This is a genomic window from Archangium violaceum (genome assembly GCF_016859125.1).
Classification (GTDB): Bacteria; Myxococcota; Myxococcia; order Myxococcales; family Myxococcaceae; genus Archangium; species Archangium violaceum_A.
Window position 1 is genome coordinate 5,475,082 of sequence record NZ_CP069338.1, and the last position, 22,287, is coordinate 5,497,368.

Genomic DNA, 22,287 nt, shown 5'->3' on the forward strand with positions numbered 1-22,287 from the left:
CCAGTGGAGGCGGTGCTCGACTACACGCAGGTGTTTGGCGTCGGCAGGCCGCAGAGCGTTGGGCTCGATGAAGGGCTGAACTTCTGGTTCCTCGACGGCAATCGCATCGGCGTGCTGCGCCCGGGCGACACGGCTCCGACGTGGACCACGGGGGTCGGTCAGGCGCGCCTGCCGTTCGGCCGGGATTCGCTCGCGATCGGCTCGACGGTCATCTGCGGCGGTGAGGCCGGGCGCGCGTACGTGGGGTATCGCGCCGCCGAGATGCAGCGGGCGGAAGGCATTTCACAGCGCACGTACATCCCCGGACCGGGCGAGGCGAACTACACGCCCGAGCGATACGCCGAGTACCAGAAGGGAGATCTCGACGCGGTCCGCCTCCAGCCCGATGGGACCGTCGTGCTCGAGGAGCACATCTGGCGCACCACCGGCGCGTCGAACGCGGGCAGGCAGATCGGCATCCACAACACGAACGACTTCCACTACGAGGAGGACCGCAGCGTCCTGAATTGCGCTCGCGTGACACGCGGCGCCTATCGCGGCGACCTCTACATCACGACGAACCACGGCGTGACCCGCATCCAGGGGCTCACGTACAACAGCCACCGCCATCCGGGCTGGTACCTCATCACCACGAACCCGGACGGAACGAAGGACGAGTCGCTCCAATGCCCGCCGATGTACGGGCTCGGCCTCGCGAGCAACGGAGATGTCCTCGTCGCGAACGAGCAGATGGTCGGAGTGCTCGTCCCGAGCGCGAGGCTCGAGGAGTGGGACCGCGAGTACACCTGGGAAGGTCCCACGCCCTGGAGGTTCAAGGGCTTCAACGGCGTGCTCAATGATCAGGCGTCCGATGATTTCTGGCGCGCCTTCGAACAGACCACCTCGGGTCACTACTACCTGGGGAGCGCGGAGTTCGGTGTCTGGTCGCTGAAGCCGAAGTCACGCTCCGCGGGGGACTGGTCGAAGCTCGCCGGGCTGCCGACGAACCAGATCCTCGCGCTCAAGGCGACGGACGATGGCGCGCTCTACATCGGCACGAATGGCGCGGGCCTCTGGCGGCTGGAGCCGGACGGCGTGACGCTGACCCAGGTGGAGGAGGTGTCGGGTCAACGCGTCCTGCAGCTCGTCTATGAACCCACCGTGAAGCCGAGCATGCTGCTCGTGCTCACCGACCTGGGACTGACCGTCCTTCGTGGGCCGTAGTCGTATTTGTCAGGGGCTGCGTGTATCCACGTCAGACGAGCACTCCACCCATGCAGGGGGGTGCTCGTCTGGAGAACGCGAAATGTCAGGTGGATGGGGTACACGTAGAGGTTTGACCTTGGGACTGATGGCGGCGGGGCTGGCTGGGTTGCTGCCCCTCCCGGTCCAGGCGCAGGAGATTCCACCCAATGTCATCCTCCTGCTGGACAACAGCGAGTCCATGCAGGACTTCCCGCGGTATCTGCCCGAGGCCTTCACGCCCGGTTACTACCCCAGGCCCACGAACCCCGCTCCTGGAGACCTTGGATGAAGAACGGCTCCGTCGTCTATGACAGCGACCCCGACCTCGTCTCTCCATTCTTCGATCCGGGCAGGTTCTACCACACTCGCGGCCGGCGCATTGCCTGGCAGGTGAAGGAATCCCCGTACTCACTCCACCCAAACTTCGATTTGAACAGCATCAAGGGTGACGCACTCGTCGCCTGCTACGACTCGGTGAGATGGGACATCGATGACTATCCCTATCCCTACTCCAACTCCTCGCTCATGGCGGAGTGCATGAGCTGTCTGAACACCAAGGGCTGGTGGCGGGGTCCGATGGTGATCGCCACGACCGTTTCGCACCAGGATGGCCCCTTCCCGGAGCCCGGTGAGCCACCGCTTCCTCCCGAGGCGTATCGCAGGTGGGTCGTCAGTGGCCGGGTCCTCAACGTGCGTCCGCCCAGGTTCGTGATCGCGCGCAAGGTGATCAAGGACGTCATCAGCTCGGTGACCCACGTGCGCCTGGGCGTGGCCACCTTCGGCAGGGATCACGGCTGGTTCGATCCGCCGGAGCTGCTCGCACCGCTGGCTCCGACCTGCGAACAGTCCCATCCCACCTTCGACGAGACGGCGATGGACCGGCCCGGGCTGAAGAAGGCCGTCAACAGGGTGCAGTTCCGCAACAACGAGCGCTCCATTGGCGAGGCCCTGTTCGGTCTGGGGGGCTACTTCTCCTCGCAGCGGATGGACCTGAAGTGGGAGAACTGGTTCAAGCAGCCCCTCAACCCCGGGTACTTCGGCTGGCCGGGGTGCTGCAACGGTGGCACCTACGATGATCCGTACACGGGCAAGGAGGGCATTTACTGGGGTGTGGCGTACAACGAGTGGCTGATGCCGCCCTTCACCGACCCATCGACCGGGGCCTATATGCCGGGCCAGCCCTGGGAGGAGCCCTGGGCCCAGCGGCGTTCCACGTGCTTCGCGTCCCAGACCAATGCCGTCATCGTGGTGAGTGGGGGAACGCCCCGTTCCGACAACACGGTGCCCATCACCCGGATGATGGAGATCCTCATGGCGAGGGGGGTCAGGCACGACGATGGCTCGTGGCTCCGGTTCGACCCGGCCTACCCCGAGACGAACCCGGACGTGGGCGGCGTGAACTACTGCGATCGTGTCGGCTCCACCAAGGCGGCGTGTGACTACACCGAATACAACTGGCCGACCGGCCTGGGTGTGGGCAACAAGAACTTCATGGATGACGTGTCCTTCTTCCTGTCGCATGTGGATCTGCGTGACGACATGCCGGGCGACCAGACGATGCGCACGTTCGTCGTCGGCTACGGAGACAGCAGCCCCATGCTCCAGAGCATCGCGTTGGCGGGCAAGGGCAGCTTCTTCCGTGCGGACAACGTGAGCGAGCTGCGGGACGCCATCCTGTACGCGATTGCTCAGAGCCGCACGAGCACCAGCTCCGCGCCGTAGGGCGACTCGGGGCCGCGGCGCGGGTAGGGGCTGGAGGCGTACGCGGCTGGCCAGGGCACACGAGCACGAGGCGCGTGTGTCCGTCTCCCTCCCTGGAATCCCCCCAGGATTCCAGGCGCGTGCCGCAGCGTTCTCCTCAAGGGACATGTCTGTCGCCCGGAGGCAATGAGGTCCTTCACAGCCCGTTCAACAAAGATCTGCCAGGGTGGGTGACACCCGTGCCACACGGCTCCGGTTGAACACGTACTGGCAAATTCGATGTGAACTGTGATTCCAGAGAGGGGAGAGCGGCTCATCATGAAATCTTGCAACAATACGGCATGGAAGTTCTTGAGCGAAGCCGACGTGTTTTCGGGGTCCGAGCTCCTCGCGGGGGGGGTGGAGCGGTCGCACGCGCACGCCCTCTCGGGCGTCCAGAACGCCTACATCGTCGACCTGCGCTCTCCGGGCCACGGCGTGACGTATGAGGAGGTGCTCACCACGATCAAGGAGCATGTCAGGGGGAAGAGCGCTGGCGACTGGGTCTTCTTCGTCAACTTCGCCCCCTCGCTGCTGGGCTTCGTCCCCGGAGTCGGCCTCCGGCGACTCGGGTTCGAGCAGCTCGACCGGATCTCGACCACGGTGAACATCGTCGTCGAGAGCGCGTCCGGCCATGGTGCCTACGCGAACTCCACCGCCTTCGCCTCGGTGGGGGTGACCGCGGCGACCCCCGCCCCGCCGAACTCCAGCTACGAGGTGGACGCCGACGGCGAACTGACGGGGGTCATGTTGGAGCCGCCCTCGTTCGGGCCGTTCCTGAAGCACAAGCCGAAGGACATGGTCGGTCGGGCTCCCTACGGCTCCTCACCAACGGTGCTGGTATGAATGTGAGACCTTGACCGCAATGACAATCACGCACATCTCGTTTCCATTCCAGAACGGGGCTGTCCGATGACGGACCTGGCTTCTCTCGCCCGCCTCGATGGCGTGGCACAGGCGGAGCTGTGTGCTCGGGGAGAGGTCTCGGCGGACGAGTTGTTCGACGCGTGCATGGCGCGCATCGACGCGTTGAACCCGTTGTTACGTGCCGTCGTCACGGTCGCACGCGAGCGCCCCCGTCGGGTGGGCCCGGGTCCATTCTCCGGAGTGCCGTTCCTGGTGAAGGACGCCACGGCGTGGCCAGGTCTGCGTTGGTCGATGGGCTCGCGGCTGTTCGCGTCCAATGTCTCCCAGCAGCAGACTCCGTACGGCAGACGGCTCGAGGACGCGGGGCTCGTGTGCGCGGGCAAGAGCGCGATGTCGGAGTTCGGATTGCTCTTCAGCACCGAGACGTTGCTCGAGGGCGTGACGCACAACCCCTGGGACCTCGCCTGCTCGGCCACGGGCTCGTCCGGGGGCAGTGCGGTCGCCGTCGCCGCGGGGCTGGTTCCTCTCGCGCACGCCAGTGATGGCGGCGGCTCCATTCGCATTCCCGCGTCGGCGTGCGGTCTCTTCGGCTTCAAGCCGAGCCGTGGTCGCACGGTGCCCGCGAGCTTCGTCAGCTCGGACTTCGGGGACATGACGAGCGAGCACTGCATCAGCCGCTCGGTGCGTGACAGCGCGCTGTTCCTCTCGCTCACCGAGGATCGTTCGAGTGGTACGCCCGTCGGCTTCGTGCGCGCTCCAATCGCGCGCAAGCTGCGCATCGCGGCCTGGACGCGTACGGTGATGGGCACGGAGCCGGAGCCCCCGGTTCGCCGGGCCTACGACGAGTCGGTGGCGCTGCTCACCGGGCTCGGTCACACGGTGGAGCCGATCGCGCCGCCCCTGTTCGACGGTTCCGCACTGGGCGATGCGTTCTACCTCGTCACGGGGGCGGCCATCGCGGGCGTCGTCGAGAGGGTGGACCAGACGCGTGACGTGCCCGTGCAGCACGACGAGCTGGAGCCGTTCACCTGGGAGCTGGTCGATGCCTTCCTCGAGCGCGGTCCCGATGCGCTGCCGCACGCGCGCGCCGTGTTCGCGCGGGCGGTGCGGGCCTATCTCGAGGCGACCCGAGGATACGACGTGGTGCTCACGCCGACGATCGCCACCGAGCCATGGCGCATCGGGCACCTGTCGCCGATTCACGGGCGTGAAGAGCTGCTGCGCCGCACGGCGCGCGCCCTCGGTTACACGCCGATCCATAACATCGCGGGTTGCCCCGCCATGTCCGTTCCTCTTCACTTCCCGGAGGGCGGTCTACCCATTGGCACCCATTTCGCCGCGGCGCCCGGCGACGACGCGCTGCTCCTTGGCCTCGCGTACCAACTCGAAGAGGCGCGCCCATGGAAGGACCGTTGGGCGCCCTATTCGATTCCCGCGCTCTAGCTCCGCGTTACTTCCAGGCCCGGGAGATCATCGCCCTTTCGCCAGTTCTCCAGGATGTCGATGAACTCGAGCGCTCCGCCCCCGTAACCGGCACTGCGAATCAGGCTCGGGTGAGGCGCGGCACCCTCGTTGTTGATGTAGCCGGGCGTGCATTCGGCACCGCCGAAGACGTGGCCCTTCTGGAGGCTGACGAGGATTTTCCCCCACCACTGCTCCTGCGCCTGCTCCGTTGGTTCGACCATCTCGACGCCCCGCTTCAGGCACTGATCGACGATGTAGGCGGCGTGCCGCGCCAGCTCCCCGAGGATGTGGACGAAGTTGATCGCCCAGCTGCTCTGGATGAGACCGATCATCAGGAGGTTCGGATAGCCACGGCTGGTCACGCCGTGGAGCGTCGACGGGCCGTCGGCCCAGGCGTCGCTCAAGGACCTGCCGCCGCGCCCGCGGACGTCGAAGCCCAGCTTGCGGGTGTAGTCACCCGTGACCTCGAAGCCCGAGGCGTAGACGAGGCAGTCGACCTCGTACTCCTTGCCCTTCACCACCACGCCGGTGGGCGTGATCCGCTCCACGCCCTTGCCGTCGGTATCCACGAGCTGGACGTTGGGGCGGTTGAACGTCTCCAGGTATTCGTCATGGAAGCAGGGCCGCTTGCACAGCGGGTCGTAGTAGGGCTTGAGCGCCTCGGCCGTCACCGGATCCTTGACGATGGCGGCCACCCGCGCGCGGATCTCCTCCATCTTGCGGAAGTTGGCGAGCTGGTGGAGCTCGGCCGCCTTCTCGGGGGTCTCGGCACGGCGGCTCTCGGTAGCATCGAGGAGATAGGTCCACCCGTCCCGCACCAGGTCGACCTCCTGCTCGAGACCGGAGACGATCGCGGTGAAGTTGCGGATGCGCTCCGCCTGCCAGCCGGGCTTGAGCGTCTTCACCCAGGCCTCGTCGGTGGGCTGGTTGGCCCGCACACCGACGCCCGAGGGCGTGCGCTGGAAGACGTACAACTGTTTGGCCGTGGCACCGAGGTGGGGGATCGCCTGGACCGCGGTCGCGCCCGTGCCGATGATGCCCACGCGCTTGTCCGCCAGCTTGTCCATGCGGCTCGTGGGGCCGCCGCCGGTATAGGCATAGTCCCACCGGCTGGTGTGGAAGCTGTGGCCCTTGAAGGTCTCGATGCCAGGGATGCCGGGCAGCTTCGCCTTGTGCATGATGCCACCGGCGATGATGACGAACCGCGCCGCGAGCTTGTCGCCCCGGCTGCTCGTGACGTTCCAGCGCCGGGTGTTCTCGTCCCAGTCCATCCGCTCGACCTGGGTCTGGAACAGCGCCGCCTCGTAGAGGTCGAACTGCCGGCCGATCCGCTGGCAGTGGGCGAAGATCTCCGGGGCCTTGGCGTACTTCTCCGTGGGGATGTAGCCGGTCTCCTCGAGCAGCGGCATGTAGATATAGGACTCCACGTCGCAGGCGGCGCCCGGATAGCGGTTCCAGTACCAGGTGCCGCCGAAGTCGCCGCCCTTCTCGATGATGCGGAAGGAGTGGACGCCGGCCTGGCGCAGCCGCACCGCCGCCAACATGCCGCCAAAGCCACCGCCGACGACCAGCACGTCGAGCTGCTCGGTCAACGCCGGACGGGTGAAGCCGGGCTCGACGTAGGGATCCCTGTCGAAATCAGCGTAGACGCCGCTGAAGTCGCGGTACTGGGCGTTGCCATCAGGACGCAGCCGTTTCTCGCGCTCGATCCGGTACTTCTCCCTCAGCGCCTCCGGAGAAAAGGAGGCCACACCGTTCTTCGCATTCATCAGAACACGTCCTTTCGACTCGACTGCCGCGGCGCATGTACACGGTCGTGTACATCATTGGACATAAACCAGTCGTTGTCGTAAGTAAACCGCCGTGTACATAGCTGGCCTCACCGAGCCCAGGGAATCAACGCGTTGGCGCGATGTCGAGCCACGCTGAGGCATGACTCGCGGCGTGGTGAAGGACGCGGAGCGGCTCCAGACCTCCTCTGGCTTGTGCGCTGCGTGGGAGACGCCTACGGTTTCGCGGCGTAGCTTCCCGGATTGGAGGAACGAGTATGTCAGCTGCGATCGAAGAATTCGTCAGGCCTGTCCTCATCGGACGCTCGAGCTCACACTTCACGCGCGTCGCGCGGATATTCGCCGCGGAGATGCGCATCGACTATTCCTTCCGGGTGGTGCGCGATCTCATGTCCTCGAATCCGGAGGACTATGGCGGCAATCCCGCGCTCAGAATACCGGTCTTGCAGACGTCTCGAGGGGCCTGGTTCGGTGCACTCAATATCTGTCGCGAGCTGTGGCGGCGGTCGAGCCCCAGGCCCCGTGTGATCTGGCCGGAGGACCTCGACGAACCCTTGCTCTCCAATGCGCAGGAACTCGTTCTTCAGTCCATGGCGGCGGAAGTGACGCTCATCATGGACAAGTTGGCTGGCATCGGCGACAGCAGTGCCCACCACGCGAAGATGCGAAAGGGGCTGGTCAACATGATGTCGTGGTTGGAGGAGAACGCGAGGTCCGCTCTCGCCGTGCTCCCGCCACAGCGGGACCTGAGTTATCTGGAGGTCACGCTCTTCTGTCTCGTGACCCATCTGGAGTTTCGGGAGGTCTTGCCGACTGCCTCCTACCCTGAGTTGAAGAAATTCTGTCAGCAGTTCTCGACACGAGCCTCAATCGACGAGACCGCGTATCGCTTCGACTCCACTCCATGACGAGGAGGGGTTGCTCATCCACTGACAGCTCCAGGGTTCATGGCCTGGCACGGAGATCGTCAGCCGGGTCGAGCACATCGGCGCGTCGGCCAGACGCACCCACGCGCGCAGCTGCGTGCGTCTCGCGAAGTGGAATTCACCCGTTTCATTCGTGCTCGTTCGGAATGAGGCTTCGCGGTCGGAGTGGATCTCCATGACAATCTCCGCGCCGGTGATGGGACGACCATCCGATTGGGCAATCACCCTTCCCTGGATGTCCGGGTGCAGCGGGACGCGATTCGGGATGGGCAGGCAGCCTGTCAGGCCGAGGAGTGTCAAAAGGAGCGCGCGCGGATTTCTCATCCTATGGGGCACTACTTACGCGCGGCCACCGCGCCCGAGAGATCGGGTTTCTCCGTCGGGGTCGTGGGCGCCGCGCCCAGGTGCGGGTCGTTGACGCTGTCGACAATGGCGACCATGTCCCCCACCTGGAGCGCGTCGTAGAGGGCGAGGATGGCGGCATCATCGTGGCGGATGCACCCGTGCGAGACATCCTGGCCGAGCTGGGCGGGAGCGTTGGTGCCGTGGAGCTCCTCTCCCGAGCGCGAGCCATCCGCCCACGAGAGGTCGATGAGGCGGGGCCCGAAGACGGGGCCACCCCACAACTTCTTGCCCAGGGCGTGCGCCTGCGCCTCGTTGAGCTTGCCCGTCACCTTCTTCAATCCGGAGTCCGTCTTCGTGTGGCGAGCGCCCACCGCGTTGCCGAAGAGACCCTGGAGCTGGCCCTGGGGGTCGAAGAGGTAGGTCCGGTGCTCGTCCTTCACCACGACGACGCGCACGGGCGTGCCCTTGTAGCGCGGCGCCGGGAGGTGCTGGGTCTGGCTCCGCTGTCCCGGTGCCGGGGCGAGCGCATCCAGGGCCCGCAGGGTGGCGGCATCCACCACGCCGGTGGGTTGCACTTCGGGGAAGGCCGAGCGGGCGTGTGTCTGGAAGTTGCGTACCGCCTTGGCGGACTGCGGGCCGAAGGCGCCATCCGCGCCTCCATGCAGGCTGAAGCCCATGTCGGCCAGGGCCTGCTGTACGGCGCGCACGCCGGGCCCCTTGGCACCCGTGCCGAGTGTGGCTTTTCCCGCGAGTACGCCCGTCAGGTCCGGTTGGCTGGCGAAGCGTTCGTTGCGCAGCGCGGCGATGGGGGGCGTCGAGGAGCCAGTGGAATCAGCGGTCATGGAGGACCTCGCAATGGGAGAGAATGTGAGCGATGGCGTTCGAGCCTAGCGACTTTCGACACGTCTGGGGATTACACATCGCGGTTTCATGAGCACCGAGACCGATCCCATCCTCTACCGTGAGACCACGCCCCTCCTCGTCCCGCAGGTGACGCTGGAGGGGCTCGCGGTGCGCCTGGAGCCGTTGGCGATGAGCCATGCGCCCGCCCTGGCCGCCGTGGCCGAGCCCGACATCTTCGAGAACTTCAACACGGTGCTGCGCACGCTCCAGGACATGGAGTCGTACATCTCCGACGCGCTGGAGGCGACGGCGCGCGGAGTGGAGCGGCCCTTCGTCATCATCGAGAAGCAGACGGGCTCGCCGGTGGGCAGCACGCGCTACCTGGACATCCAGCGCAAGCACCGCACGCTGGAGATCGGCAGCACGTGGTTGGCGAAGCGGGTCTGGCGCTCGCGGGTGAACACCGAGTGCAAGTACCTGCTGCTGCGGCACGCCTTCGAGGAGCTGAAGGTGATGCGGGTGCAGCTCAAGACGGACCGGCGCAACGCGCGCTCGCGGGCGGCCATCGAGCGCCTCGGCGCGCGCTTCGAGGGCATCCTCCGCCAGCACATGCTGGTGCGTGGCGGCGTGGTGCGCGATACGGCCTACTACGGCATCATCGACGGCGAATGGCCCGAGGTGAAGGCGCGGCTGGAGCGGATGCTGGCCGAGCGCTGAGCGTGCCTCAGGACCGCATCGCTCGCTCGAGGGTGTCTTCCACCAGGCCCACCCGGATGGAGGGAAGGCAGAGACGCTCGGCCCGCTGGCGTCCCGCGCGTCCCAGGGCCTGTCTCACGCCGGGGTCAGCCACCCAGCGCGCGAGCACCTCGGTGACCGCGTCCGCACGGGGCTGCACCCGGGCCCCACAGTGCTCGTCGACGATCTCCCGGGCCCCTCCGATGTCCGTCGTCAGCACGGGGAGGCCCGCGTACATCGCCTCGATGAAGACGATGCCGAAACCCTCGGGCACGACATTGGGGTGGCAGAACACGTCCGCGCCGGTGAGCAGCCGGGGGATGTCGGAGCGCTGGCCGAGGAAGCGCACCCGCTCCGTCAGTCCACGTTCGGCCACCTGGGCCCGCAGGCGCTCCAGGTAGGACTGCTCCTCGGGACGCTGGGCGCCGCCCACCAGCCAGCACTCCCAGGCCCCGTCACGTTCCAGCCGCGCGAGCGCCTCCACCAGGAGCGCGTGCCCCTTGCCCGGCTCCATCCGACTCACCTGGAGGATGACCGTCGTTGCCTCGGCCACACCCAGCTCCTGGCGGACCGCCTGACGTACCCCGGGCTCCTTCGGGGTTCGGTCCTCGACGGGGCAGCCGGCGACGAGCGGCGTGAGCCGGGGCATGAGAGCGGAGGCGGACGCGGCCGAGAACTCCGAGTTGGCCAGGAGGGCTCGCGGAGGGAAGCGGGCCGTCAGCGCGTCCAGCCGGTTGTGACGGTCCATCTGCCCGTGCACGAAGAGAGCCTGCCGGTAACCGGTCAGCGCCGGAGCCGCGACGAGCTTCAGCCACGTGGAGTGGGAGAGCACCAGGTCCGGGCGCCACGTGCTCAGCAGCCGGCGCAGCCGGAGCTGGGGCCCGACGAGCGTCCAGGGGCGCCCCAGCCGCGCCGCGCCGAGCACCTCCACGTCGGCTCCCGCGGCCCGCAGCTCCGAGGCCAGTCGGCCCTCGAAGAACAGCGCGAAGCGGTGCTCCAGCCGCCGGGGCGAGCGCGCCAGCGTGACGAGGAAGGTCTCCACGCCTCCGTACAGGTTTCCCGCCGCCAGATGAAGCACTCGGCCCGCCACGTTGCCTCCTCGCTGTCTCGTCCTGGCGCGTCCTTTTGCCACATCTGGTGGGCGAGTGAGGAAGCGTCGTGGCGTGTGGCGCGAACCGTTGGTTGGGACTCGACCGGCCGCCTGGTTGCGGACCCTTCCCCGGGGGGGTGTTAGGGTGTGCTCGATGGCTTCCGCTTCGTCTCCTCGTTTCGTCATGGGCGCGCTCGCCGCGCTGGGGCTCCTCGCCGGTTGTGGCCGCACCGTGGCCGAGCCCGTCACCCTCGCGGACCTGAAGGACCGCACCCTCCAGTTCGTCCTCACGGACGTGGACTCGCTGGAGCGGGACTCGTCCGTCGGTGCCTACCGCTTCACCTTGAAGTTCTCCGAAGGCTCCTCCTGCGCGCGGCTCACCGAGGGCGTCACCGCCTCCTTCAACGGTCAGCCCATGAAGCTCTCGCTCGGCGGTGTCCCCGACACCGGCGCCGGTGGGCGCGACGTCTGCGAGGTCCCGAGCGCCACCTTCGACTTCGATCCCTCGCAGTGGAACGACGAGCCCACCGAGGACATCCGCGTCATCCTCCAGGACGACACCCACTCCGTGCTGCTCGTCCTCCAGGACGCCAAGGCCAAGCGGCGCTTCCTGCGCAGCGGCGGCACCGCCGGCACGCTGCGGCGCGGGCAGACCCATACCTACGTGTGGCTGCCCGAGACCGATACCGTCCAGGAGGGAACCGTGCAGGCGAGCCTCGTCCATGAGGCCAGTGCCACCGTGGCCGACCTCGACGTGAAGCAGGAAGGCAACGCGGCCCTCCTCACCGTTCCCGCGGGCACCGTCGAGGCCAGATACGTCCTGCGCCTGAGTGGCACCGCCGCCCCACGGGTGCTCACCTGCGAGGGCGTGGCCGGCTGCGCGGGCGCCCTCTTCCACTCCGAGGACGTGGAGGTTTCCGTCACGAACTGAGCCCGCCAGCCCTCCCGGCAAGGGTCCCTACCCCGGCGGTTGCCGGGGTCCGATGCTCTCCCCACCGTGGGCAGGGTAGTCAACACGAGAGGACCCATTCCATGGCTCAGAAGAATCCCCGCGAAGCAGGACCCAAGCCTCCTCTGCCCGGCCAGGAGCAGTCGCACCCTGGCCTCGAGACGGAGATGACGCCCGAGCCGGACTACGGCCTCACTTCCTACAAGGGGCTCGGCCGGCTGAAGGACAGGGTGGCGCTCGTCACCGGTGGAGACAGCGGCATTGGCCGCGCGGTGTGCCTGGCCTTCGCTCGCGAGGGCGCCGACGTGGCCTTCGCCTACCTCAACGAGGATCCGGACGCCGAGGTGACCCGGCGTGTCGTGGAGGACTCGGGACACCAGGTGCTCTCCCTCAAGGGAGACCTCACCGATGAGAGCGTCTGCCGGCGCATCATCGAGGACACGGTGAAGCGTTTCGGCCGCATCGACGTGCTCGTCAACAACGCGGCCTTCCAGGGCGAGAAGGTGGAGAAGTTCGAGGAGCTCACGGCCGAGCGCATCGAGCGCGCCTTCCGCACCAACATCCTCGCGATGTTCCACCTGGTGCGCTACGCGCTGCCACACATGAAGCCCGGCTCCTCCATCATCAACGTGGCCTCCATCCAGGCCTACCAGCCGTCGCCGGGCATCCTCGACTACGCGGCCACGAAGGGCGCCATCGTCACCTTCACCAAGGGGCTGGCGCAGGAGCTCATCGAACGCGGCATCCGCGTCAACGCCGTGGCCCCGGGCCCCGTGTGGACGCCGCTCATCCCGCAGTCCTTCGATGCAGAGAAGGTGAAGAAGTTCGGCCAGCAGTCGCCCATGGGCCGGGCCGCGCAGCCGGTGGAGCTGTCGCCCTCGTTCGTGTTTCTCGCCTCGAACGAGTCGACCTACGTCAACGGTGAAATCCTCGGCGTCACCGGCGGTCAGGTGCTCGCCTGAGTGGTCGCATGCGTGGGCGCCGGGTCGCGTGACATGCCCGTGACCCGGCGCTCTCCTTTTCGTGGGGCCGAGCCTGAAGCGCGACCGCGGTAGGTTTTACCGCTTCCCAGTCCGGTGCTCCCCACGGCAGCTCGATAAACCACTGGAATCACAAGCGCTTGCGCCCGTGGCCCTGCTGGCACGCGGGATGCTCTATGTCCGTCGCGTAGAGGTAACGGGGCAGGACGGGGTGGTTGGGGCAGGGCGGGGCTGGAGCCTCGAGACGGTTGGGGTGGCTTTCAGGGCGGCGGGTAGGTCGGGGTTGGTGGTTGGGGGGATGGGGGGTTGGGGGGAAGCAGACGAGTCGGGGGACTCTTCGGGGGTAGTACGGGGACGTGAAGGGGAAGTGGGTCGGGGGGGCGCTGCTTGGGGGCGGCTCCTCCCCGATTCTTTTGGGCCGCTCGTCGCCTGCCGGGCCGTCCACGGAGCCGCCGTGCCGTATGGCATTGGGAGCGGAGTCTCGTTCACTTAATTGCAGATGCAATAGGGTTGCGTTAATTGTCGAGGCCATGCCCTTGCCCGCCACCCGTCAACCTCCTCCCTCCTTCGTCACCGTGGAGCAGGTCGCCGACCTGACCGCCATCTTCGAGGAGCACCTCAACGTCTGTGTCTGGGAGCGCCCGGCGGACGCGGTGCTGTCGTACTGGCTGGAGGAGGTGTGCGCTACGCACCGCTTCCTCCAGGTGCGGGAGACGCGCGTGGGAGACGCGGAGCTGGGCGGCGTGCTGGCCCCGTTGCCCGATTCACCGGGACGTGAGCGTTTCCGCCAGGAGTTGGCGGGGCTGGTGGAGCTGTACGCGGACCTCTTCGGTGCGGAGCGGGTGGGCGTGCGGCTGGGCACGTTGGATGCCCCCATGTGCCCCCGCTTCCATGTGGACCGGGTGGGCGTGCGGCTGCTGTGTACCTATACGGGTGCTGGCACCGAGTATCTCGACGAGGCGGATGTGCAGCACTCCCCGCTGGACGCGCGCCCGGGTGCCGTGACGCGGAGGATGGCTCCATTCGCCGTGGGGCTCCTCAAGGGAGAGGCCTGGCCCGGCAACGAGGGGCATGGCGCGGTGCACCGCTCGCCGCCCGGCTCCGAGCTCCGGCTGCTCCTCTCCCTGGACCTGCTCTAGACACACGCCGAGAGGTGCATGGGAGACCCGGGCAGCAGCGGTCTCCTCGTCTGGTGTAATCCCTCTATAAATGCGGCTCTGTTGCATGAGGCCTTTCCATGGGCTCTCTCGGAGCGCGTGGCTGCCTTTGGCGCCCAGGCCGTTGGACCGTAGGTCTTACCGTCTCCAGGGCGGGGCCTTCCCACCGCTACCCGATAAGCGCTTGAAATCACTGGCGCCTGCCCCTGGCTCACTGCTGGCACGGGGGATGCTTGGTATTCGCCGCGTAGACGTGACGGGGCAGGACGGGGAGTCGGGTAGGGCGGGTAGGTGGGAATGGGGTGGGGGGGTTGGGGATTTGGAGTTGCGTTGTGACTGGGGGCAGTACGACGGGTAGGTGCAGTCTTCGGGGGTAGTGCCAGGGGAACCACGTCGGGGGGGAGCTGCTGGGGGGCGGCTCCTCCCCGACTCTTTTTTTCGCGACACCCCGACCGTCACGCGGACGGACGCGCCAGCTTCCCCGGGAGCACGACGGTGAACTCCGTGTAGTGTCCCTCCTCGGACTCCACCCTCAGTTTTCCACCGAGTGCGACGATGATGTCGTGGCTGAGTGACAGGCCCAGCCCGGTTCCTTCACCCGCGGGCTTGGTGGTGAAGAAGGGCGTGAAGAGCTTGTCGCGCAGCGAGGCGGGGACGCCCTGGCCATTGTCCCTCACGCGGATTTCCACCTCGCTCCCGGTCCAACGCGTGGACACCTTCAGCCGCGGCGGCTCGACCATCTCGGGCCGCCGGGCCTTCTCCTGGGCCGCGTAGCAGGCGTTGTCCAACAGGTTGAGGATGACGCGGCGGAGGTCCTCGGGCACCAGGCGGAGTTGTGGCACGGCCTCGTCGAAGGATATGTCGACGGTCACGTGACGTGGGGGATTCCGGGCGCGCAGCCCCTGCTGAACGAGCCGGAGGGTCTCCTCCACCAGTTGATTGATGGAGGTGGGCTGCGGCTCTCCCCGGTTGTTGCGCGCGTGCCGCAGCATCCCATTGATGATGCCGCTGGCACGTTGCTCGTGTTCGCTCACCTTGGAGATGTTCTGCTTCAGCTCGTTCATCAGGGCGTCGAGCTCCTCCCGCTTCGAGGTGGCCCGGGCGCGGTTCACCGCTTCGCTCAGCTCGGGCAACAGCTCGAGCGACAGCTCGGAGAAGTTCTTCACGAAGTTCAGGGGATTCTTCAGCTCGTGGGCGATGCCGGCGGTGAGCGAGCCCAGGGAGGCGAGCTTCTCCTGGGTGATGATCTGCGCCTGCATGGCCTTGAGGCTCTCCAGTGCGCGCTGGAGCTCGGCGTTCTTTTGGTGCAACTGCTCCGTGCGCTCCTGGACGCGGTGCTCCAGCGTGCGGTTGGACTCCGCGAGCTTGCGGTAGAGCCCGGCGTTCTCCAGGGAGATGGCCGCCTGGGCCGAGAGCATTCCGAGGACCCGGAGGCGGTTGGAGTTGAAGGCGCCCGCGATGAGGTTGTTCTCCAGGTAGAAGAGGCCGAGGACCTGCCTGCGGTGGAGGATGGGGGCGCAGAGCACCGAGCGGACGTTGCGCCGTGCGATGTAGGGCTCGTCACGGTAGGGCTCCTGGGCGGAGGCATCGTCGATGAGGAGGGGGCTGCCGGTCTGCAGGACGAACGCGGCGACGGTCTGGCAGAGCGCGTCGCTGTGAGCCAGGCGCTGCGCGGAATCGAGGGGCCCGCTACCGCTGCCCACCTCGCCCGTGGCCTCGACGAAGAAGTCGTCCTCCCGCTGGAGCACCAGCACGCCGCGCTGGGCACCCGTGCTCTTCATGAGGATGTCGATGAGGTTGGCGGCGAGCTGTGGGAAGTGCAGCTCGCTGGAGATGGTCTGCGAGGCCTTCATCACCGAGGACACGTCGAGCGCCTCGTTGAGCGACTCGGTGCTGGACAGGTCGGGGCCGGACTGGAACTCCGGGTACTCACCTCCCAGGGGCCGTGCCGCCGGGGAGCCGGCTCGCTGGAGCTTGTGCTCCCAGGCCCCGAGCGTGCCGGTATAGGTTTGCAGCAGGTGGGACTGCTCGGCCACCAGGAGATGGACCTTGCCCGCGGCTCCCCATCGCTCGTAGGCGTTGAGGGACTCGACCAGGTAGGCGGCGGCCAGCGGAAGGCGGCTCAGGTCCGCCTGGAAGCGGAATGCCTGTTCACAGGCGATGGCCTCCACGCTGGTGAAACCGCTGGCGCGGGCCGCGGCGATGGCTTGCTCGTATAGGGTATGCGCCTCGATGTGCTGTCCCGTCACCCGGGCGAGCTCCGCGCGGACCAGCAGATGGTAGGGCGAGAAGTTCTCCGGCGCGCGGTGGGCGCACTTCTCCAGGTACGCGCGCTGTTGCTCCATGACCGCGAGCAGCTCCTGCTTCCGGCTCTCGCTGGCACCCGGGTACACCGAGGCCGCGCTCAGCGCGTGATAGAAGGCGTGTGTGGTCAGCAGGAAGACCCCGGGAGCGGCACGCATCAGCGGGGTCCCCTCCTCCGCCAGTGTCATCGCCTGGGATGGCTGGCGGAGCAGGTAGTGCTGCTCGAGCAGCACCATCGCTACGAATGCCTTGGCCGCTGGCCACTGGAGGTGGGAGAGCTGGATGGCCTGCTGTGGCACGTCCTGGGCTCCGGTCAGCAGCAGCAATGTCTGCCGGAACGCCCAGTGCATGTAGTGGTTGTCAGGGTCTTTCTGGGTGCTCAGCGAGTTGATGAACTTCTGGTTCTCTGCCAGGAGTTCCAGGAGCGGATCTCCCAGGGCGAGGCGCCGCCAAGACAACAAGGTGAAGCAATCTCCTGCATACTTCCAGTCCCCACTCTCCAGGAGGATTTTGTAGGCCTCGGCGAGTTGGGAGATGCCAACGCGCGCGCTTTGCGTCCAGTGATCGATGAAGCCCGCTTGGATGCAGAGAGTGCGGGCGTACTGCATTGGATCCTTGAACTGTGTAGCGAGCTCGACGCCGAGCAGGCCAACCCGCCTGCCGACGACAGGGTCGTCGAGAAGCGTCGAAACGACGAAGCCAAAGGAGGTGTAGCCATAGGGCAAGAACCGGTTGTTACCGTGCTCCAGGCTCAGTCTGATCTGTTGGAGTGTCAGGAGAACGAGGAGCTTCTGGGATGCGTAATAGGCGGAGATCGCGATGGTGCCCATCAGTTCGGAGGCAAGCTGCGCCGAGGGATCGCTCATCCGGGGCAGGGCGAGCAGCTCCGCGGTGTCGCGGCGCGCCAGTGCTTCCTTCACTGTGCGCAGCTCCCTGACGAGCGTGGCGTCGTCAGGTGTGGTCGGGATATCGATGCCGAGCAGACGCAGGCCCTCGAGAGCATACTCCAGCGACTCGGCATGCCGGTCGCCGAGGGTGCTCAGGGTGGCTTGTAGGCAGAGGACATTGGCTCGCTGGAGCGGGGTTCGCACCTGGGCGAGCAGTGTGGCGAAGCCGGAAGTCGCCGCGTCGATGTCGCCAGCGAGATAGTGGGATTCCGCGAGCTCCTTCTGGAGTGCGAAGGTCCGCTCGTGCTCCCGTTCCCGGGCCGCTGGAGGGATGAGCACGCCGCCCGTTCGGAAGAGCTCACAGGCGGTGCGGTACGAGCCCGAGCTCTTCGCCCGGCGTCCCGCTGCCAGGTAGAGGTCGGCCAGTTCCAGCCGCAGCGAGTCCGAAGTGATGCGCTCCGGCGCGTGGCCCAGGTGCGGCAGGATGGCGAACATCCGCTCGTCGAGCGTCTTCGTGGCGCGGGCATCCTCGTACAAGCGCAAGCCCACCTCCAGATGCCACGCCGCGCGCTCGTTTTCGGGAATGAGCGAATAGGCGGCCTGCCGGATCCGGTCGTGCTGGAAGCGGAAGGGGACATCCAGGTCCGTTGATTCCACCGCGCCGCCTTGAGGATCGAGCAGCACGTAGTCCTTGCCGAGCGGGAGCACGAATCTGTGCTCGATGGCGGTCCAGAGAATACGCGCCGTCTCCCCGGCCGTGGTTCCGTGGGCCACCCTGAGATCGCGGAAGCCAAACGTCATGCCCAGGCATGCCGCGAGCCGGAGCAGTGCGCGGGTCTCCGGAGGCAGCCGATAGCTCTCGGTTGCCCTCAGCGCGGCCATGTCGTCGGGGATCTCCTGGGCCTCCAGGTGGGCGAGATCCCACTCCCACTGGTGGCTCCGCATGTCGAAGCGGAGCAGGCCCTGCTCGTACAGGAAGCGGAGGAAGAGCTTGATGGAGAAGGGGTTGCCGCCCGTTCTCGAGTGGATGAGGCGGGCGAGGTCCAGCTCGCGTCCGGCTTCCGCGGCGATGGCCTCGTGCACCATCCGGGCGACTTCCTCGATGTTGAGTGGCGCCAGGTGGAGATGCTCCCAAGTGATGCCGGTGGCACGCAGTTCGTCGAGCGCGAGCGTGAGGGGATGCGTCGTGGAGACCTCCGCATCGCGGTAGGCGCCGACGAGCAGCAGGTGCCAGGTGGAGGGATCCCTGGCAAGTGTCTGCAGCAGGGTGAGCGTGGCGCTGTCGGTCCATTGCAGGTCATCCAGGAAGAGGGCGAGCGGGCGTTCGGGAGTCGCGAAGGCCTGGAGTGTCCTCGCGAGCACCATGTTGAGGCGGTTCCTGGATTCGGAGGCGGGGAGGGGGGCGGGCGGAGGTCGGTCGCCCACCAGCGCGCGGATTTCGGGGACGGCCTCGACGAGGACGGCGGCGTTCGCCCCGAGTACCTCCTGGAGGCGCTCACGCGCGAGGGCTGTCTCCTCCTCGCCCTCGCCGAGCGTCTGCCGCACCAGGTGTTGCAAGGCCTGACGCACGGCATCGAAGGGCTCGCTGCGCAGGAGCTGGTCACACTTGCCGATGGCCATGCGCCCCCGGCTGGCGGCCGTCACCCGATACAACTCGTTGACGAGCGAGGACTTCCCGATGCCCGCCGGGCCGGAGATGAGCAGGAACTGGCCGTGTTCGGTCGAGGCGCGCGCATACGTCCTGGTCAGCAGGGCGATTTCCGAGCCGCGTCCATGCAGTCCCTGGGGCGTGCGGAACTGGTGGGAATGATCCTCGGTGCCCAGGGGGAAGGAGCCGGCCGGGTTTCCTTCTCGGAGCTGGCGTTGGCACTCCTTCAGGTCGGCGATGAGCCCCCAGACGCTCTGGTAGCGCTCCTCCGGGGCCTTCGCCAGCAGCTTGAGGACGATGGCCGCGAGGCACTCTGGCACCTCGGGGACGAGGTCTCGCGGTGAGCGCGGTGCCAGGGCCACGTGCGCGTGGAGCAGCTCCAGGGGCGTGTTCGTGGTGAAGACGCGGCGGTCGGTGAGCAGCTCGAAGAAGGTGGCGCCCAGGGCGTAGAGGTCCGCGCGGTAGTCCACGCCCCGGTTCATGCGTCCGGTCTGCTCGGGCGCCATATAGGCCAGCGTGCCCGTCAGGTGTGTGGGGATCTCGGGGGGAACGACCTCCAGCGACAGGCCCACCGCGAGGGAGAAGTCGGTGAGCTTCAGCACCCCGGTGGTGGGGTTGACGATGATGTTCTGGGGCTTGATGTCCTTGTGGATGACGCCGTGGTGGTGGATGTGCCCCAGCGCCGCGCTGATGCGCACGGCGAAGTCGAGGAAGGTGGTCACGTCCAGGGGACCGCGCTCGTCCAGCAACTGGCGCAGGGAAATGCCACCGAAGTCCTCCAGGACGAGCGCCGCCCGGTCGGGGAACTCCTCCAGGCCGAGCACCCGGACGATGCCCTCTCCCTCGACGCGGCGGGCGACGGCGTACTCGCGGCGCAGCTCGAGGGTGCGGCGCCGGTCGAGATAGTCGCTGGTGGTCAGCTTGAGGATGACCGGACACTGGTCGCTGAGCCGGGTGGCCCGGAAGAGCGTCGAACGATGGCTGGCATGGAGCTGCTGATGAAGGGTGTACCCCGCCCGGTGTGCCACGGCTTCTCCTTCGTGCTCCAACCTCTGCCCATTCGCTGGGGGGCCAGCTGAATGTGGCATGACCCGTTCGTCGCGGCAAAGCCTCGCATGCTCCCTGCCCGGCCGCTGTGACGGACGTCACAGCCCGGGAGAATCACGTGGTCTCACGCGCTCGCCCCGGCATGACGGCTCGGCGGATGTCCGGCCCTCGGCCCAGGTGCGCCTGTCCGTGTATGGGGCGCTCCGAGGACACCTCAGGCCAGCGCGTTCTCGAGCTGGGCCACGAGCATCAGCATCGCGGTGCGCTCCCCGTCGGCGAGGCGTCCCTTTCCATCGCACCGGCGCAGGAGCCCCTCCGCCGTCTGGCGAGCCGTGGAGGCCAGGGGCGATACCTGCTCGAGCGTCTGGGTGAGCGCGATGAGGCCGCGCAACGTCGATGCGTCGTCACGAACCCCCGGGAGGAATCGGACGCTCGGTTCCGGTCGGGCGCACGCCTCGCGGACGAGCCGCTCCAACCACCGCGCCGTGGCGTGGATCTTGGCGTAGTCGAGCTTGTCCGGCGTGTCCTCGGGCGTGTCTCGGCCCTGGCCAGCCGGTCCACCAACGCGCCGGTTCCCTCGCTCCGCTCCGCCCCGAGAGCGAACACCGACTGGCGCACCTCGCCCGGCACCTCGTCGGGTCCCAACGCGTGGCCGACCAGGTCCATGCACACCATCAAGTCGATCGTGTCGAGGGGAACGGTGGGGTGGAGGGCGAAATGCTCCGAGCCCATGGCCTCCGAGAGGAAGTACGGCGGCTCCTCTCCATCGAAGGCGGCGAAGAGGACGCCTCGATCCCTGGGCGCGTCCTGCCGCAGCGCCCGGGCCACCTCCAGGAGGATTCCCACGGCCGCCGCGTTGTCGTCCGCGCCGCGGTAGATGCTCCGGCCCGAGTGGCCCACGTGGTCATGGTGGGCCCCGACGAGCACCCATCACTCCCGGTCGCCCGGCAGCGAAGCGAGCACGTTGGCTCCGGAGCAGCCAGGGACGGGTTGCTCCACGGGCGAGAGTCCTGCCTCCTCGAAGGACTCCTTCACGAGGGCTCGGGCCGCCAGTCCTCCCGCGCTCCCAGGCGCCCGGCCGGCACATGAGTCCGAACAGAGGCTCTCGATGAAGGACTCGATCGTCTTCATGAGGTGAAAACCTGATGGCCCGGGTGTCCAGCGGCAGGCGGGGTGCCCGGGTGGGGGATCAGACGAATCGCCGCCTGCTTCCCTGAGAGGTTGAAGATCGAATCAGACCGTCAAGGTCTTGCATTCGAGGCGGCGGGCACCGCGAGCTCAATGTAGGGCGGTACGGGTGATTCGCAGGGGTCCGTGCGAAACTGCATCATCCGGAACTTGAAGTCGTACGTCACCTCGATGGGCTGGCCCTGCTGCTCCACGGGCGTGAAGCGCATCTTCGACAGGGCACGGAGGATGGCTTCGTCCATGAAGGGGAGGGACTTGAGCACGCAGCACTCCCGGGGCTCGCCCTCGCGGGTGAGGCGGCACCGGGCGGTGAAGAGGCCCTGGATGCGCGCCTCGACAGCCTCCCGTGTCCAGGGAGGCATGGCCCCGGAAAGCAGCCTGGGTGGGGTCATGTCCTGCTCGAAAGGTCTGCCAGCCATCCCCTCGCGCTGGGCGGAGCAGCGGCTCACGTCGATGGGGTGCGTGCGCCGCTCCTCCTCTTCAGGAAGCAGGTAGGCGGCGCGCCAGCCCGCGGGGGTGAGCTGGAATGCCAGCTCATACTCGCGGGTGACGGTGTCGGGGTGACGCAGGGTCCAGCGCACCAGGGCCGCCATGCGCCGCGTTGGCGTCTGGGGAGCGATCACCTCGGGCGTCAGCAGGGAGGGGTCCTCCCAGCGGGGTCGGCTCTCCCGGATGGAGGCCGTGGCCCGTTGTCCCTGACGCCACACGCTGACCTGGCACTGGGCGAAGTGGGCCAGCACCTTGTGAAGGCCGTGGGTGTCGAGCTCCGTGAGCGGTACCCGGGGTGGGTGACGTTGGACGAAGTCGAGGTCCTCCTGCCGGATGAACTCGGAGGGTGAGGCGGCCTTTGGGAGACGCGAGAGCACCGGCCATGGGAGGAGCTGGTGGCGGCAGAGGAACTCCGCCTTCTGTCGTATCTCCTTCATCGCCCGCTGCTGCTCCCGTACCTCGTAGGCGGAGGGGCCTGTCGTGCAGACAGGCTCACCGGCATGCACGGTGGACGGAGCGCACACCCCGAGGAGCAAGGACACCAGGACGCGCGGGGCTGACCAGGGCAGGGAACGAGGCATGAGGGACCCGCTGCCAACACTAGCGCAAGAAGA

General features: G+C 67.3%; 18 protein-coding genes and 1 pseudogene. 10 read left to right on the forward strand and 9 right to left on the reverse strand.

Annotation, left to right across the window (positions count from 1 at the left end; translation table 11 throughout):
* The first annotated feature begins 12 nt into the window (after positions 1-12).
* From JQX13_RS23490 to JQX13_RS23510, 5 genes are all read left to right on the forward strand, one after another.
* Entirely contained in the window at positions 13-1,203 is a 1,191-nt protein-coding gene (locus JQX13_RS23490) for a hypothetical protein (RefSeq protein ID WP_239015083.1), read from the forward strand.
* A gap of 112 nt (positions 1,204-1,315) precedes the next feature.
* Positions 1,316-1,513 carry a hypothetical protein gene (locus JQX13_RS23495; protein ID WP_203411159.1) on the forward strand — a complete coding sequence of 66 codons (198 nt, stop codon included), beginning with the start codon at positions 1,316-1,318 and terminating at the stop codon, positions 1,511-1,513.
* Positions 1,510-2,946 (forward strand): vWA domain-containing protein, encoded by a 1,437-nt coding sequence (locus tag JQX13_RS23500; RefSeq protein WP_203411160.1) that lies wholly within the window; start codon positions 1,510-1,512, stop codon positions 2,944-2,946. The genes JQX13_RS23495 and JQX13_RS23500 overlap by 4 nt, the downstream gene beginning before the upstream one ends.
* 297 nt (positions 2,947-3,243) lie before the next feature.
* Positions 3,244-3,810: an amidohydrolase family protein gene (locus tag JQX13_RS23505; protein ID WP_203411161.1), complete on the forward strand. Its 567-nt coding sequence runs from the start codon at positions 3,244-3,246 to the stop codon at positions 3,808-3,810.
* A 66-nt stretch (positions 3,811-3,876) separates the two neighbouring features.
* Positions 3,877-5,274, forward strand: coding sequence for an amidase (locus JQX13_RS23510; RefSeq protein ID WP_203411162.1), 1,398 nt, complete (start codon positions 3,877-3,879; stop codon positions 5,272-5,274).
* Here the strand turns inward: JQX13_RS23510 and JQX13_RS23515 are convergent.
* Positions 5,271-7,064, reverse strand: a complete 1,794-nt coding sequence (locus tag JQX13_RS23515; RefSeq protein WP_203411163.1) for a flavin-containing monooxygenase — start codon at positions 7,062-7,064, stop codon at positions 5,271-5,273. The genes JQX13_RS23510 and JQX13_RS23515 overlap by 4 nt on opposite strands.
* Positions 7,065-7,342: 278 nt before the next feature.
* On the opposite strand from JQX13_RS23515, the gene JQX13_RS23520 reads away from it, so the two are divergent.
* On the forward strand, positions 7,343-7,993 hold the full coding sequence (locus tag JQX13_RS23520) for a glutathione S-transferase N-terminal domain-containing protein (RefSeq protein WP_203411164.1): 651 nt from the start codon (positions 7,343-7,345) through the stop codon (positions 7,991-7,993).
* Here JQX13_RS23520 and JQX13_RS23525 read toward each other — a convergent pair.
* Both JQX13_RS23525 and JQX13_RS23530 read right to left on the reverse strand, forming a co-directional pair.
* Positions 7,952-8,335: a carboxypeptidase-like regulatory domain-containing protein gene (locus JQX13_RS23525; protein WP_203411165.1), complete on the reverse strand. Its 384-nt coding sequence runs from the start codon at positions 8,333-8,335 to the stop codon at positions 7,952-7,954. The two genes, JQX13_RS23520 and JQX13_RS23525, sit on opposite strands and share 42 nt — an antisense overlap.
* Positions 8,336-8,346: 11 nt before the next feature.
* Entirely contained in the window at positions 8,347-9,198 is an 852-nt protein-coding gene (locus tag JQX13_RS23530; protein WP_203411166.1) for a L,D-transpeptidase family protein, read from the reverse strand.
* An 88-nt stretch (positions 9,199-9,286) separates the two neighbouring features.
* On the opposite strand from JQX13_RS23530, the gene JQX13_RS23535 reads away from it, so the two are divergent.
* Positions 9,287-9,916 carry a GNAT family N-acetyltransferase gene (locus JQX13_RS23535; protein ID WP_203411167.1) on the forward strand — a complete coding sequence of 210 codons (630 nt, stop codon included), beginning with the start codon at positions 9,287-9,289 and terminating at the stop codon, positions 9,914-9,916.
* 7 nt (positions 9,917-9,923) lie between these two features.
* Here the strand turns inward: JQX13_RS23535 and JQX13_RS23540 are convergent, their stop codons facing one another.
* Positions 9,924-11,024 (reverse strand): glycosyltransferase, encoded by a 1,101-nt coding sequence (locus tag JQX13_RS23540; protein WP_203411168.1) that lies wholly within the window; start codon positions 11,022-11,024, stop codon positions 9,924-9,926.
* Between the two features lie 154 nt (positions 11,025-11,178).
* Between JQX13_RS23540 and JQX13_RS23545 the strand changes: the two genes are divergently transcribed.
* From JQX13_RS23545 to JQX13_RS23555, 3 genes are all read left to right on the forward strand, one after another.
* Positions 11,179-11,955, forward strand: coding sequence for a hypothetical protein (locus tag JQX13_RS23545; protein WP_203411169.1), 777 nt, complete (start codon positions 11,179-11,181; stop codon positions 11,953-11,955).
* A gap of 101 nt (positions 11,956-12,056) precedes the next feature.
* Positions 12,057-12,935, forward strand: a complete 879-nt coding sequence (locus JQX13_RS23550; protein ID WP_203411170.1) for an SDR family oxidoreductase — start codon at positions 12,057-12,059, stop codon at positions 12,933-12,935.
* A 548-nt stretch (positions 12,936-13,483) separates the two neighbouring features.
* The gene (locus JQX13_RS23555) at positions 13,484-14,092 is read left to right on the forward strand and encodes a DUF1826 domain-containing protein (protein ID WP_203411171.1); all 609 of its coding nucleotides are present in this window, start codon (positions 13,484-13,486) and stop codon (positions 14,090-14,092) included.
* Between the two features lie 473 nt (positions 14,093-14,565).
* Here the strand turns inward: JQX13_RS23555 and JQX13_RS23560 are convergent, their stop codons facing one another.
* The 5 genes and pseudogenes from JQX13_RS23560 to JQX13_RS23575 all read right to left on the reverse strand — a co-directional run bounded on the left by JQX13_RS23560 (position 14,566) and on the right by JQX13_RS23575 (position 22,254).
* Positions 14,566-19,977 (reverse strand): trifunctional serine/threonine-protein kinase/ATP-binding protein/sensor histidine kinase, encoded by a 5,412-nt coding sequence (locus JQX13_RS23560; protein WP_203411172.1) that lies wholly within the window; start codon positions 19,975-19,977, stop codon positions 14,566-14,568.
* A 233-nt stretch (positions 19,978-20,210) separates the two neighbouring features.
* Complete coding sequence (locus JQX13_RS54370) at positions 20,211-20,387, reverse strand: hypothetical protein (protein ID WP_239015085.1); 177 nt, start codon at positions 20,385-20,387, stop codon at positions 20,211-20,213.
* A gap of 317 nt (positions 20,388-20,704) precedes the next feature.
* Positions 20,705-20,923: pseudogene (locus JQX13_RS56445) on the reverse strand (M28 family peptidase); the annotation flags it as partial.
* A gap of 3 nt (positions 20,924-20,926) precedes the next feature.
* Complete coding sequence (locus JQX13_RS23570) at positions 20,927-21,127, reverse strand: hypothetical protein (RefSeq protein WP_203411174.1); 201 nt, start codon at positions 21,125-21,127, stop codon at positions 20,927-20,929.
* A gap of 110 nt (positions 21,128-21,237) precedes the next feature.
* Entirely contained in the window at positions 21,238-22,254 is a 1,017-nt protein-coding gene (locus JQX13_RS23575) for an energy transducer TonB (RefSeq protein WP_203411175.1), read from the reverse strand.
* Between the last annotated feature and the right edge of the window lie 33 nt (positions 22,255-22,287).

Excerpts from the sequence above, each read along its gene's own strand:
- JQX13_RS23500 (WP_203411160.1), top strand. The coding sequence starts at position 1,510 with ATGAAGAACGGCTCCGTCGTCTATGACAGCGACCCCGACCTCGTCTCT.
- JQX13_RS23505 (WP_203411161.1), top strand. The coding sequence starts at position 3,244 with ATGAAATCTTGCAACAATACGGCATGGAAGTTCTTGAGCGAAGCCGAC.
- JQX13_RS23510 (WP_203411162.1), top strand. The coding sequence starts at position 3,877 with ATGACGGACCTGGCTTCTCTCGCCCGCCTCGATGGCGTGGCACAGGCG.
- JQX13_RS23515 (WP_203411163.1), bottom strand. The coding sequence starts at position 7,064 with ATGAATGCGAAGAACGGTGTGGCCTCCTTTTCTCCGGAGGCGCTGAGG.
- JQX13_RS23520 (WP_203411164.1), top strand. The coding sequence starts at position 7,343 with ATGTCAGCTGCGATCGAAGAATTCGTCAGGCCTGTCCTCATCGGACGC.
- JQX13_RS23525 (WP_203411165.1), bottom strand. The coding sequence starts at position 8,335 with ATGAGAAATCCGCGCGCGCTCCTTTTGACACTCCTCGGCCTGACAGGC.
- JQX13_RS23530 (WP_203411166.1), bottom strand. The coding sequence starts at position 9,198 with ATGACCGCTGATTCCACTGGCTCCTCGACGCCCCCCATCGCCGCGCTG.
- JQX13_RS23535 (WP_203411167.1), top strand. The coding sequence starts at position 9,287 with ATGAGCACCGAGACCGATCCCATCCTCTACCGTGAGACCACGCCCCTC.
- JQX13_RS23545 (WP_203411169.1), top strand. The coding sequence starts at position 11,179 with ATGGCTTCCGCTTCGTCTCCTCGTTTCGTCATGGGCGCGCTCGCCGCG.
- JQX13_RS23550 (WP_203411170.1), top strand. The coding sequence starts at position 12,057 with ATGGCTCAGAAGAATCCCCGCGAAGCAGGACCCAAGCCTCCTCTGCCC.
- JQX13_RS23555 (WP_203411171.1), top strand. The coding sequence starts at position 13,484 with ATGCCCTTGCCCGCCACCCGTCAACCTCCTCCCTCCTTCGTCACCGTG.
- JQX13_RS23570 (WP_203411174.1), bottom strand. The coding sequence starts at position 21,127 with ATGAAGACGATCGAGTCCTTCATCGAGAGCCTCTGTTCGGACTCATGT.
- JQX13_RS23575 (WP_203411175.1), bottom strand. The coding sequence starts at position 22,254 with ATGCCTCGTTCCCTGCCCTGGTCAGCCCCGCGCGTCCTGGTGTCCTTG.